General features: G+C 45.9%; 11 protein-coding genes. 7 read left to right on the top strand and 4 right to left on the bottom strand.

Annotated features, from left to right (window positions below; genetic code table 11):
- The first annotated feature begins 33 nt into the window (after window positions 1-33).
- Both trxA and LKD46_RS12880 read left to right on the top strand, forming a co-directional pair.
- Complete coding sequence (gene trxA, locus LKD46_RS12885; protein ID WP_021651804.1) at window positions 34-333, top strand: thioredoxin; 300 nt, start codon at window positions 34-36, stop codon at window positions 331-333.
- 101 nt (window positions 334-434) lie between these two features.
- A complete protein-coding gene (locus LKD46_RS12880) occupies window positions 435-2258 on the top strand; it encodes a DUF6020 family protein (RefSeq protein ID WP_227574209.1) in 1824 nt (607 codons plus the stop codon).
- On the opposite strand, the gene LKD46_RS12875 is transcribed toward LKD46_RS12880, so the two are convergent.
- The gene (locus LKD46_RS12875) at window positions 2255-2935 is read right to left on the bottom strand and encodes a Crp/Fnr family transcriptional regulator (protein WP_021651802.1); all 681 of its coding nucleotides are present in this window, start codon (window positions 2933-2935) and stop codon (window positions 2255-2257) included. The genes LKD46_RS12880 and LKD46_RS12875 overlap by 4 nt on opposite strands.
- 223 nt (window positions 2936-3158) lie before the next feature.
- Here LKD46_RS12875 and LKD46_RS12870 point away from each other — a divergent pair, with 223 nt between their 5' ends.
- From LKD46_RS12870 to trmL, 3 genes are all read left to right on the top strand, one after another.
- Window positions 3159-4844 (top strand): B12-binding domain-containing radical SAM protein, encoded by a 1686-nt coding sequence (locus tag LKD46_RS12870; RefSeq protein ID WP_227574208.1) that lies wholly within the window; start codon window positions 3159-3161, stop codon window positions 4842-4844.
- 104 nt (window positions 4845-4948) lie between these two features.
- Complete coding sequence (locus LKD46_RS12865) at window positions 4949-5560, top strand: AIR synthase-related protein (protein WP_110103447.1); 612 nt, start codon at window positions 4949-4951, stop codon at window positions 5558-5560.
- Between the two features lie 72 nt (window positions 5561-5632).
- Window positions 5633-6133, top strand: a complete 501-nt coding sequence (trmL, locus tag LKD46_RS12860; protein ID WP_015524365.1) for a tRNA (uridine(34)/cytosine(34)/5-carboxymethylaminomethyluridine(34)-2'-O)-methyltransferase TrmL — start codon at window positions 5633-5635, stop codon at window positions 6131-6133.
- A 101-nt stretch (window positions 6134-6234) separates the two neighbouring features.
- On the opposite strand, the gene LKD46_RS12855 is transcribed toward trmL, so the two are convergent.
- From LKD46_RS12855 to LKD46_RS12845, 3 genes are read right to left on the bottom strand one after another with little or no spacing between them, the layout of a single operon-like run.
- Complete coding sequence (locus LKD46_RS12855; protein WP_110103446.1) at window positions 6235-7644, bottom strand: sensor histidine kinase; 1410 nt, start codon at window positions 7642-7644, stop codon at window positions 6235-6237.
- Window positions 7641-8342 carry a response regulator gene (locus LKD46_RS12850; protein WP_110103445.1) on the bottom strand — a complete coding sequence of 234 codons (702 nt, stop codon included), beginning with the start codon at window positions 8340-8342 and terminating at the stop codon, window positions 7641-7643. Before LKD46_RS12850 ends, LKD46_RS12855 begins: the two co-directional genes overlap by 4 nt.
- Window positions 8343-8357: 15 nt before the next feature.
- Window positions 8358-10739, bottom strand: coding sequence for an endonuclease MutS2 (locus tag LKD46_RS12845; RefSeq protein ID WP_227574207.1), 2382 nt, complete (start codon window positions 10737-10739; stop codon window positions 8358-8360).
- A gap of 307 nt (window positions 10740-11046) precedes the next feature.
- On the opposite strand from LKD46_RS12845, the gene LKD46_RS12840 reads away from it, so the two are divergent.
- Window positions 11047-11994 (top strand): 3'-5' exoribonuclease YhaM family protein, encoded by a 948-nt coding sequence (locus LKD46_RS12840; RefSeq protein WP_015524370.1) that lies wholly within the window; start codon window positions 11047-11049, stop codon window positions 11992-11994.
- 3 nt (window positions 11995-11997) lie between these two features.
- Entirely contained in the window at window positions 11998-13359 is a 1362-nt protein-coding gene (gene rlmD / locus LKD46_RS12835; RefSeq protein ID WP_118752502.1) for a 23S rRNA (uracil(1939)-C(5))-methyltransferase RlmD, read from the top strand.
- The last annotated feature ends 206 nt before the right edge of the window (window positions 13360-13565 follow it).

The following is a 13565-nucleotide window of genomic DNA, read 5'->3' as shown; positions in this document are numbered from 1 at the left end:
AAAATAAATACAGGATCAAGGAGGAATTTTATCATGGCAAAAGTTTTTACAACAGACAATTTTGAAACTGAGGTATTAAAGGCAGAAAAGCCGGTACTGGTAGATTTTTGGGCAACCTGGTGCGGACCATGCAGACGTCAGGCTCCGGTCGTGGAAGAGCTTGCAGAAGCCGGATATGAGGTTGGAAAGGTTGACGTAGACAAAGAGCCATCACTGGCACAGCAGTACAAGATCATGAGTATCCCCACACTGCTGGTATTCAAAGAAGGAAAAGAGACCGCACGTTTTGTGGGACTGACATCAAAGACAGAGCTTGAGGCAGCGCTTCAGTAACCAAAACAGAAAACAGAAAAAACAGATACAGCTCTGGGAACCGAAACGGTTTCCAGAGCATTGTTGGCTTACTGAAAATTTAGACAAGGGTTAATCAAAATATGGATGAGAAAATAATAAAAAAGAATGCAGTGCCTGTGATCGCGGCAATGATCACAGCGCTGGCCTTTTCTTTTACGGGCCTTCCAATGGATGGAAATACTTCTGTAGAAAAAATGAGCGATGTTTATAATGGATTGGGATGCACGGGCTTGCTTGCATGGATCCTGCTTCTTATTTTATACGTGAAAGGATGGGAGGGCTACCGGAAATACAGAAACTGGCAGGCACATGTTTTGGCAGTGATCTTTTCGGCGGGAATGCTTCTTGGAACTTCTTATTTTACAAATGGAAACTGGGATTTTCTGTTTGGCGCAAAGAAACAGATCCTGATCTCAGCCGGATGCTTTATAGGATTTTATATTATCTGTGATATGGGAATCACTTATTTCTGGAGGATTCCTGAGATGGAGTTCTTCCGAAAGGCCTGCGGGCGTATCCCGGCCAGAGAGGAAGAAGTAATGTGGTTCCGCCTGGCAAAGATATCTATGATCATTGGATGGACACCGTTTATCCTGGCATTTCTCCCAGGTTCGATCCCGGCAGATGGATTTCGGCAGCTGGATGTATTTTTGGGAGCTATGCCGCTGGACAATCATCATCCATGGGTCCTGACGATGATCATGGGTGGACTGCTGACACTTGGAAAAACTATCTGGTGTTATAATTTTGGAGTATTTTTGATCGTCATTGTGTTTACTTCTGTGGAAATCTGGTGTTACAGTGCGGTAGTCCGCTATCTGTACAGATGGAAGGCTCCAAAATGGATACTTTTTGGTACTGTTCTGCTGTTTGCATTTGTTCCCATATTTGGAAGCTATGCCCAGGCAGTGATCAAAGATGGATTATATACGGCAGTCATTACTTTGTATTTTGCAGTGTATATAGATATTTGTCATTCCTTTTCCAAGAGAAAGGCAGTATATTTATTTCTTCTGGGAATCAGTGTTTGTCTTACCCGAAATAATGGCATTCATCTGGTCCTGCCTTCTTTGATCCTTTTGTTTTTCTTCCTGGTAAAGGGCGCGAGGAAATATGCATTTATTGTAGCTGTCTGTGTTTTTGCCTGTTATCTGGGCGTAGAAAAGGGGGCAGCACCTGCCCTTGGCGTGGCACCTGGATCCCGATGTGAAATGCTTTCGGTACCGTTTCAGCAGACTGCCCGATATCTGAGAGAATATCCGGATGATGTAACCGCAAGTGAGAAGAAAGCGATCAACAGGATCCTGGATTATGATGTTCTTGCCGAGAAGTATAATCCGGAACTGTCGGATCCTGTGAAAATTACATTCAGGTTCAGAGATGATGATAATGATCCTAAATTGGATGGATACATGAAAGATTATTTTAAAGCCTGGTTTGCCATGTTCTGTCGTCATCCGGGAGTATATGTCCAGGCGACATTGAATAACACCTACAGCTATAATGATCCGTTCCATATGGGAAGAGGACAGCAGGGCGTGTACCGGTTCTACATAGATAAACTGTATCAGAAGAAATCCGGGATCGATGTCAGTTATGTTGGGCCAAAAAAAATCCAGTATATATTCCGGCTTTATGATGAATTATGGATGCGCGCACCTGGCCTGGGACTTATTTTAAGTGCAGGAACGTATACCTGGCTTACTCTGTTGCTGATGGGATATCTTCTGGTGAAGAAGCAATGGAAAAAACTCCTGATCTTTGCCATACCGGTGCTGAATATACTGATATGTCTTGTGTCTCCTGTAAATGGGATGATCCGTTATATGTGGCCGGTAATGACTATTATGCCGATGCTGTTCTGGTGGATCCTGCAGCCGGCACCTAAAACATCTTCAAATTAAAAAGTATTCATCATTTCATAAAGACGTCTTTTATCCAGAATGCGGATCGATCCCCGTGAGATCTGGATAGAGCCGTCTTTATTCATTTTTTTAAGGCTGCGGCTGACAGCTTCTCTGGCACTTCCGATGGAGCGGGCGATGGCTTCCTGTGTGAGAGCGAGCTCATCGGAACCGGTATCTGCAGCTTCATCCAGAAGAAAGGCTGCGATTCTCTGAGTCAGGGTCATAAAAAATGTCCGTTCGATTCCTGCGATCACATCTGAGAAATGTTCAGTTGTCCGTTTGTAGATGAAATTTTCCAGATAGATATTGTTTTTCATCAGCCGGGAAAAAGGAACTGCCGGAAGCAGAAGCAGATCACAGTCTGTTTCTGCATCGATCTGTACATCAAATGTAATGGCAGAAAGCATGCAGGAGGCGGAAAGAGTGCAGATGTCACTGTCCCTTAAACGGTAAAGGGTTGCTTCTTTTCCCTGAGCGGACAGTAGATAAACACGGAGAACTCCCTTCAGAAGAAAAAGAGTTCCCAGGCACTGGCGCTCTTCAGACTGTATGGCAGCACCTGCCGGGTAATGAAGCTCGCGAATGTTATCAAGAAGAAAATTCCGATCTTCTTCCGTCATATGTTCCCAGAAGGGAAACGCCTGAAAATAATTCAGACAGCTGTTTCGATCCATAAAAAGATTACTCCTTTATAAAAATATATAGTACTCATTTTAACGCTGTTTGGATGGAAATACAACAAAAACGGCATTTTTGCGACAGGAGGGAAATCCCTGTTTTTCTATTTACATCCGGTGGCGGGAACGTTATAATCATAAAGCGAAAAGGATCAACAGAGAAATAATGAAAACTGCCGGGGAAAGAAATTATCCGACAGAAGTTAGGAGAATATAAAATTTGAAAATCTTACTTGCAGCATGCAATGCAAAATATATCCATTCCAATCTTGCGGTATATAACCTGAAATCCTGTTCCGGAGAATACAGCTCCAGGGTTGTGGTCAAAGAGTATACGATCAATCAGATCAGGGATGACATTTTAAAAGATATTTATCTGGAGCAGCCGGATGTGGTCTGCTTTTCCTGCTATATCTGGAATATTTCCTTTGTCAGGGAGCTGGTGCCGGATCTTAAGAAAATCCTTCCACAGGTGGAGTTTTGGGCAGGAGGCCCGGAGGTATCCTACGATGCGGTGGAATTTCTGAAAAAGAATCCTGCGTTTTTTGGAGTGATGGTGGGAGAAGGAGAGGAAACCTTCCATGAACTGGCAGGTTATTATATAGAAAGAAAACCGGAAACTTTGAGCGGGATCCGCGGAGTAGCTTTTCGTGATGAAAACAAAGGCAGGGATATTGTACACACGGGCTGGCGGGAATTGATGGATTTAAGTAAAGTTCCGTTTGCATACAGCAATCTTACAGAGTTTAAAAACCGCATTATTTATTATGAGAGCAGCAGGGGATGCCCCTTTTCCTGCAGCTACTGCCTTTCTTCCATAGATAAGAAGCTTCGGTTCCGTGATATTGAGCTTGTAAAAAAGGAATTGCAGTTTTTTATTGATAATAAAGTTCCTCAGGTCAAATTTGTGGATCGTACCTTCAACTGCAAGCATGACCATGCCATGGAGATCTGGAGGTATATTACGGAGAATGATAACGGGATCACCAATTTTCATTTTGAGATTTCAGCAGATCTTCTCCGTGCGGAGGAGCTGGCGCTGATGAAAACCATGCGTCCGGGCCTGATCCAGCTGGAGATTGGTGTACAGTCCACCAATCCTCAGACCATCAAAGCCATTCGTAGAACCATGGATTTTGAAAAGCTGAAAGGGATTGTAGAGCAGATCCACAGCTTTGGAAATATCCACCAGCATCTGGATCTGATCGCAGGACTTCCCTATGAGGGATACGACAGCTTCCACAAGTCCTTCTGCGATGTTTACGCACTGCGTCCGGAACAGTTTCAGCTTGGTTTTCTGAAGGTGCTGAAGGGCTCACACATGATGGAAATGACAGGGGAATATCAGATTCTTTACAAGGATCGGGAACCCTATGAGGTACTTTCCACAGCCTGGCTGACCTACGGGGAGATTTTAAGGCTGAAAATGGTGGAAAGTATGGTGGAAGTGTATTATAATAGTGGGCAGTTCAAAAATACCCTTGTATTTCTGGAGAAGTATTTTGACGATCCTTTCCGGATGTATGAGGCACTTGGCAGATTTTATGAGAAAAAAGGATACTCGGAGATCTCTCATTCCAGGATGAGGCGCTATGAGATCCTTATGGAGTTTGCCGGAGAACAGAAAGAGATCCCGTCGGAAGCACTTTCCGATGTAATGCTCCTGGATCTTTATCTTCGAGAGAATTTAAAGAGCAGGCCATCCTTTGCTTCAGACCAGAAGCCGTATGAGCGGCTGATCTGGGATTACCGGAAAGCGAAAAAAATCCCGAAAACCGCCCATATCGAGGTGCTCCGGGATGGAAAGAAGCTTCTTTTTGATTATACAGACAGGGATCCTTTGACCAACAATGCGCAATTAACGGATATTACAGATGAGGTGAATGATAATTATGGGAATGTTTGATCCGAAAAAAAGAAAAGTGATCACAGCGATCATCGCAGTTATTCTGGTACTGGCAATGGTAGTTCCGACTGTGCTTTCGCTGATCATTTATTAAGGCGGCAGTTATGAAACTTGGAAAAAAAGCACTGGAGGCGCTTCAGGCAGAGATAGACGGACGGCTTATGCCGGGAGACGAGCTGATCGTGGCAGGCCCTGTGGCAGCAGAAGGAACTGCATGGATCACAAAGAATTATCATGACAGGCTGCGGGAGTTTTTTGCAGAACGGTTTCTCGAGGATGCTGTAAAGCTTCCTGAGGTTTACGGAACAGGAACAGAGAATGATAAAATTTGGAAAATGGCGGAAGAATCCGGAGCCAGTGCCCGATATCGGATGGGAGAAGGCGGCTTTCTTGCTGCCCTCTGGAAAATGGCGGAGGCATCCGGAGTAGGTCTTAGTGCAGATCTTCGAAGTGTGCCCATCCGACAGGAAACCATAGAGATCTGTGAGATCCTTGATGTGAATCCGTACAAGCTGCTTTCCGGCGGAAGTATTCTTATGGGAATCCATGGCGGTGATGCGTTTGTGCAGCAGTTGCGGCGAGAGGGGATCATGGCAGCAGTGATCGGGCAGACCGATTCCGGAAATAACAGGCTTCTTTACAGCGGCGGAAATGCCAGATATCTGGAACGCCCGGCAGAAGATGAGACCAAAAAGCTTGGCTTTTTGATCTCATGAGCAAGCAGCGAAGCGGATTGCGAATGCATATTTTGTATATTTAATGCTATGTAGAAAAGAGGAAAAAAATAAATGGGAGTTTTGAATATTGTGCTCCATGAGCCGGAAATTCCGGCAAATACAGGAAATATCGGAAGAACCTGTGTGGCAACAGGAACCAGGCTGCATCTGATCGAACCGCTTGGTTTTCGCCTGAATGAAAAGGCCATCAAGCGTGCAGGTATGGATTATTGGGAACATCTGGATGTGACCAGATATCTAGACTATGAGGATTTTCTCAAAAAGAATCCGGGAGCAAAGATTTATTACGCAACCACCAAGGCACCTCAGACTTATACAGATGTGCAGTATGAGGATGACTGTTTCATTATGTTTGGCAAGGAGAGTGCGGGAATCCCGGAGGATATCTTGGTAAACAATCAGGAAACCTGCGTGCGAATCCCGATGATCGGAGATATCCGTTCCCTGAATTTAAGCAATTCAGTTGCCATTGTGCTTTATGAGGCGCTGCGACAGCATAATTTTACGCATATGAATCTGGAAGGCCACCTGAGAAATTACGATTGGAAATAAGCCTGCAAAGAGTAAATAAAAACCGCTGATCCGGAAATACTGTAGGAGATATTGAGAGATATTTCTTTTACAGCCTTCCGGATCAGAGGTTTTTTGATGTTTTATTTTGCTTTTTCCAGTGTAAAGATAAATTCTGTTCCAACACCTACGGTGCTGATCACATTGATATTCTGCTTATGAGCGTTGATGATCTCTTTTACAATGGCAAGGCCAAGCCCGGTACCCTTGCGGTCTTTTCCACGGGAGACATCGATCTTATAGAAACGGTCCCAGATCCTGGAAAGACTTTCCTTTGGAATTCCGCTTCCATGGTCTTTGACTGAGACAAAAACCTTGCCATGATTGACTGTGGTTTCCAGTGTGATAGAAGAATTGTCGTTGCTGAATTTTACTGCATTGTCCAATAAATTGTACAGTACCTGCTGGATCTGTTCCATATCTGCACGGACAAAAAGCTCTTTTCCCGCAAGGAGGAGCTCCAGACGGATGTTTCGTTCCGAACAGGTTCCCTCAAAGGTGGCGGCTGTGGTACGGATCGTTTCATTGATATCAAAACGCCGCATATGCATCATACGCTTTTTGACATCCAGTTCGTTTAAGGTAAGGAGACTTCGGGTAAGCTTCTCCAGACGGGTGGATTCAAAAGCAATGACTTTCAGATAACGTTCCTGCATTTCCGGTGGGATGGTACCGTCCAGCATGGCTTCCACATAGCCTTTGATGGAGGTCAGAGGCGAGCGGAAATCATGGGACACATTGGAAATGAATTGTCGTTGATACTCTCCGTTTTTGTTTAGCTTGTCTGCCATGTAATTCAGGGAGTGGGAAAGATATCCCATCTCATCTTCAGAATCTACTGGGATCGTGTAGGTAAGATTTCCGTTGGCAAATTCCAGGGCACCCTTTAAGATTTCTTTCAGAGGTTTGTGGACCCTGTAAAAATAGATCAGAAGAAAACTGAAAAACAGTGCATAGATCACAATAAAGATCAGGACCATAACCTCTACGATATTGCTGCGGCTTTCGTAGAGGTTTTTCATAGGGTAGTGGATCACCAGATAACCAGTCACCAGATCCGTATCTTTTATGGGAACGACTGTGCTTAGCTGTGTGGTTTTTAATGTCCCGTAAAACGTACCGGAGGAATAGCAGGTATCTTCGTAATCTTCCGGTCGGAAGTTCCTGACGGTGATATCACCGGAATCAGAGGACTGCTGGTTTGTGTTTATCAGAACGTTCCCATCTGTATCCATAACCCAGAAATCTGCATTTTGAAAGGCTGCTGCAGAGGAAAGAGCCAGGGTGAGGGATTCGTTTTTGGGGTTTTTTACAGCCTGACGAAGTTCATTTTTGGAAACCAGTTGGCTGGCAGTGCGGTAAAGGGACTCTCCGGTAGAGCGCTCCAGCCTTTTTTCTACCAGGTAGGAGCCACCGGAGGAAAGCAGCAGAAAGCAGATTCCGCCCAGCATAAAGTACAGGATCAGCAGTTTAGTATAAAGATGCTGTTTCATGAATCCTTTACCTCAAATTTGTAACCGATCCCCCAGACTGTGGAAAGAGCCCAGTTTGGGTTATCCTTGATCTTCTCACGGAGACGTTTGATGTGAACGTCTACGGTTCTGGTATCGCCAATGTATTCATAGCCCCAGATGTGATCCAGAAGCTGTTCTCTTGTGAAAACCTGATTGGGAGAAGCTGCCAGGAAATAGAGAAGCTCCAGCTCCTTTGGCGGCATATCGATCTGGTGTCCCATATAAGTTACAGAATAGTTGGTCAGGTTGATCACCAGATCCGGATAGGAAACACATTTTTCCTTTGGTGCGGCAGACGGAGATTTTACATGAAATCTGCGCAGTACCGCACGGACACGTGCCACCAGTTCTTTGGAGTCAAAAGGCTTGATGATGTAATCATCCGCTCCAAGTTCCAGTCCCAGGACTTTGTCAAAGGTTTCTCCCTTGGCGGAAAGCATAATGATCGGTACATCGGAGGTGTGACGGATCTCACGGCATACCTGGTATCCGTCAATGCCCGGAAGCATGAGATCCAGAAGGATCAGATCCGGGTGAAAAATATGGAACTGCTTCAGGGCTTCCTCGCCGTCATTTACGATCTTAGTCTCAAAGCATTCTTTTGTGAGATAGAGAGCAACCAGCTCTGCAATGTTGTTGTCATCGTCAACAATGAGGATTTTCTGTTTTATAGCCATGGCTTCAGCTCCTTTTTATTTCTTGAATTCTACAATGGTCACGCCGGCATCGCCTTCTCCGAATTCGCCGAGACGGAAAGAAGCTACGTGCTTTTGGCGCTTCAGGTAATTGTGGACACCTTTGCGGAGGGCACCGGTACCTTTTCCGTGAACGATACGGACGGATTTCATGTGTGCGATATAGGCGTCATCCAGATATTTATCCAGCTCTGCAACTGCCTCATCTACGGTTTTCCCCAGAAGATTGATCTCTGTGGAAATGCTGGCTGCCTTGGACATACGGATCTTTCCGGCGCCGGTACGCTGCATGGACGGAGTGGTGATCACCGGCTCGTCCACAAGCTCCAGATCGGAGATATGAACCTTGGAACGGATGATACCCATCTGCACAAAGAGATATCCTCTGGAATCCGGATGACTGGAAACTGTTCCCTTGAGATTCAGGCTGAGCACCTTTACGGTATCGCCAAGAGAAAGATCGGATGGCTTCAGCTGTTTCTTTGGCTTTTGCTTCTGCTGCCTGGAAGACATTCCATTTTCGGCTTTTGACATACGTTTTTTCAGGTTCTGGCGCTCTTTTTCCACGGAAGCGGTATCTACGTGATCCTTCTGGAATTTATGGAAAAGCTTCATGGTCTGATCTGCGTATTCCTTGGTATCGCGGAGAATCGCATGTGCCTGTTCATTGGCTTCTCTGAGAATCCGCTCTTTACGTTCATCCAGTTTTTCTTCTTTTTCCTGAAGGGATTTTTTCAGCTCTTCTACCTGTTCTTTGTAACGGGCAATTTCAGCACGCTCGTTTTCGATGGTGACGCGGCTCTGCTCCAGGGATGTCAGAACATCTTCAAAAGATTCATCCTGCTCGCTGATCTGTTCCTTTGCTTTGTCGATGATGAAATCCGGAAGCCCCAGCTTGGAAGAAATGGCAAATGCGTTACTTTTTCCCGGAACACCGATCAGAAGGCGGTAGGTCGGACGTAAGGTTTCCACATCGAATTCACAGCAGGCATTTTCCACACCTGGAGTGGAGAGGGCATAGATCTTCAGTTCGCTGTAATGGGTGGTTGCCATGGTACGGATACCCTGCTCGTGAAGATGTGACAGGATCGCAATGGCAAGAGCGGCACCCTCGGTAGGGTCCGTACCTGCACCAAGCTCATCGAAGAGGACCAGGGAATCCTGATCTGCGGATTTCAGGAAGGAAACCACGTTTGTCATATGAGAGGAGAAGGTACTTAAGGACTGTTCAATGCTCTGCTCATCTCCGATATCAGCATAAACCTCGCGGAAAAGTGCAAGTTCGGAACGATCCAGCGCCGGGATATGGAGACCCGACTGTCCCATCATGGTAAGAAGACCTACGGTTTTCAGAGAAACAGTTTTACCACCGGTGTTTGGTCCGGTGACAACCAGGAGGTCAAAATCATCCCCGAGACGGATGTCAATAGGAACGGCTTTTTTCTTATCGATCAGTGGATGACGGGCCTGGCGAAGCCGGATCCGGCCTTCTGTGTTGAAAACAGGTTCACTGGCGTTCATGTCCATGGCAAGTGCGGCACGGGCAAAAATAAAGTCCAGCTGTACCATGATGGAAAGATCTGCGTGAATAGCCTCCAGCTCAGCAGCTACCTGCTGGCTTAAGGATGCAAGGATCACTTCGATCTCTTTCTGCTCTTTCAGCTCCAGCTCGCGGATATCGTTGTTCAGCTTGACAACAGCCATGGGCTCAATGAAAAGAGTGGAACCTGTGGCGGACTGGTCGTGAATCATACCGGGAACCTGGCCTTTATATTCAGCCTTTACCGGGATACAGTAGCGGCCGTCGCGCATGGTGATAACGGAATCCTGAAGATAATTCCTGGCACTTCCTGCAACCAGAGAAGAAAGCTGGGTGTGTATCCGGTCATTGGTGGCCTTGATGCTGCGGCGGATCTGGCGAAGCGTGCTGCTGGCATCGTCACTGATCTCATCCTCGGAAAGGATACAGCGGCGGATCTCTGTGCTGAGTGGTGTCAGAGGTTCCAGTGCCGCAAACATTCCGTCAAGGGAATCGGTCATTCCGTCATCACGGTCACTTCTGGAATAGGCCTTTACACGACCGGTATTCTCAAGAAGACTGCAGACAGAAAGCAGCTCCGGTGCATTCAGGGCGCTGCCAACAGTAAGACGTTTTAATGTGCCACGGATGTCCTTGACACTGCCGAAGGAAATGCCGCCTTTTTTGAACAGGCGTGCAAGGGCATCGTGTGTCTGCAGCTGCATGGACCGGATCTCTTCAATGTCTGTGGAAGGGGTAAGCTTCCGACAGAGATCCTTTCCCATGGGGGAGGAGGCCTTGTCTGTGAGCAGATCTATGATTTTATAGTATTCAAGTGCTTTGTATGCTTTTTTGTTCATTGTTGCTGTAGTTACTCCTTTTTGTTACTTCTGTTGATTCCGTGTTTTTCTGCGTAACACAGGATATGCAAAAAAACACTTCGTTTCCTATTTTACATGATTTCCATAGCAAAGGAAAGTAAAATGTGTTATGATACTGAATAAAGCCCGGAAGTAAGTGGAAACTGTGCAAAAATGCCAGAAAGCCCGGACCGGGATGCGGCCAAAGATCATAAAGAAAGTCTGGCTATGAATGCAAAGTGTGAAGCGGATGTGTTCGTGAGTATGTCTGCTTTGAAAGTAAAAAGAACAGAAAGGCAAGAATTTTATGCGTTTTTTAAATGAATTACATGAGGGAGACAGAGTAAACGGGATCTATCTCTGCAAACAGAAACAGGCAGCTACAACGAAGAATGGCAAGCCCTATGAGAATCTGATCCTTCAGGATAAAACAGGTGTGATCGATGGTAAGATCTGGGATCCCAATTCTCTGGGAATTGATGAGTTTGATACTCTTGATTACATTGAGATCATGGGAGATGTGACAAGCTTTGCAGGCGCCATGCAGCTGAATATCAAGAGAGCACGCAAGGCAGGAGAAGGGGAGTATGATCCGGCAGATTATCTTCCTACCAGTGAGAACAGTGTGGATGATATGCAGAGCCAGCTACGAGAGCTTATCAACAGTGTGAAGAATCCCTATCTTTCCCAGCTTCTGAAGAAGCTCTTTGTGGAAGATCAGGAATTTATGAAGATATTTGAGGGACATTCTGCAGCGAAGACCGTACATCATGGCTTTATCGGCGGGCTGATGGAGCACACTCTTGGAGTGACCCGTCTCTGCGATTATATGGCGAATGCATATCCACTATTGAACCGAGATCTTCTGATCACAACCGCACTTCTTCATGATGTGGGCAAAACGAAGGAGCTTTCTGCTTTTCCGATGAATGATTATACAGATGAGGGACAGCTTCTTGGACATATTGTGATCGGGGCACAGATGGTGCATGATCTTGCAAAAGAGATCCCGGATTTTCCGGAGAAGCTTGAAAATCAGGTGATCCACTGTATTCTTGCACATCATGGTGAGCTTGAGTACGGTTCTCCCAAGAAACCGGCACTTGCAGAGGCAGTTGCCCTGAATCTGGCAGACAATACAGATGCAAGGATGGAGACACTGACAGAAATTTTTCACGCAGACAAAGGCAAAAAAGAATGGCTTGGTTTCAACCGGCTTTTTGAGTCCAATTTAAGAAGAACAGGAGATATTTAATACATGGAATTCCGTAAAAACGATATACTCACTTTAGATATAGAGGATTGCGGAGTTGACGGTGAAGGTATCGGGAAAGCCGATGGCTTCACCGTTTTTGTGAAAGACGCCGTGATCGGAGACCGGATCAAAGCCAAGATCATCAAGGCAAAAAAGAACTATGGCTATGGCCGCCTGATGGAGGTGATCACACCGTCTCCATACCGTGTGAAACCTGTCTGCTCTATTGCCCGCCAGTGCGGAGGATGCCAGCTTCAGGCATTATCCTACGAGCAGCAGCTGAAATTTAAAGAGAAAAAGGTTCGTGGACATCTGGAAAGAATCGGAGGTTTTCAGAATCTTGATATGGAACCGATCATGGGGATGGAAGACCCCTATCATTATCGAAACAAGGCACAGTTTCCGGTAGGAAAAAATAAAGACGGAAAGATCATCACAGGCTTTTATGCAGGAAGAACCCACTCCATCATTGATAACCGAGAATGTATTCTGGGAGTGAAACAGAATAAAGAGGTTTTGGACCGTGTGATCGGACACATGGAAAAATATCATGTACAGCCCTACGATGAGGCCACGGGAAAAGGTCTTGTACGTCATATTATGATTCGTTACGGCTTCCATACAGATGAGATGATGGTCTGTCTGATCTTAAACGGAGATAAGATCCCTGCAGAAAAGGCTCTTGTGGAATCACTCTGTGAAATTCCGGAAATGACCAGCATTACCATCAATGTTAATAAAAAACGGAACAATGTGATCCTGGGTGATCAGCTTCGCCTCCTTTGGGGACAGTCCTATATAACGGACAGCATCGGAGATATTTCCTATCAGATCTCTCCCCTGTCCTTTTTCCAGGTCAATCCCATCCAGACCGAAAAACTGTATGGAAAGGCTCTGGAGTACGCCGGCCTTACGGGAAATGAAACTGTCTGGGATCTGTACTGCGGAATCGGAACTATCTCCCTGTTCCTGGCCCAGAAAGCAAAATTCGTCCGCGGCGTGGAGATCGTACCACAGGCCATTGACAATGCAAGAGAGAATGCGAAGCTCAATGGCATTGAGAATGTAGAGTTTTTTGTCGGAAAAGCAGAGGAAGTGCTGCCGAGAGAGTATGAGAAGAATGGCGTTTATGCAGACGTTATCGTGGTAGACCCGCCACGGAAGGGCTGTGATGAGGTACTTCTGAATACGATCCTTAAAATGAAGCCGGAGAGGGTTGTGTATGTGAGCTGTGACAGTGCGACACTGGCGAGGGATCTGAAGGTGCTGTGTGCGGAGGATTATGAACTGGTGCGGGTTTCTACTACTGATATGTTTCCGCAGGGAGTCCATGTTGAGACTGTGTGTTTGCTGTCAAGAAAATAAAATCAAGTGCTGAAAAGCGGCGTATTTCCGGGCTTTTTGTAAGGTTGGTATCATCAGAGAAGCCTTGCGGAAAGCTCGGTTTTATTATATGGAAACATATCTACTTTTCGGTCTGATTGGAGAGAAATTGAGTACCGGAGAATAGCGGTAGGGTTTAGGCTGTGGATTAGATGTCAGAGGTTGTGTCACTAGGATTGTTGTCAGAG

It is taken from the genome of Blautia fusiformis, assembly GCF_020686995.1.
Classification (GTDB): domain Bacteria; phylum Bacillota; class Clostridia; order Lachnospirales; family Lachnospiraceae; genus Blautia_A; species Blautia_A fusiformis.
Note: the sequence above shows the minus strand (reverse complement) of the source record. Positions and strands in the feature narration are given on the sequence as shown.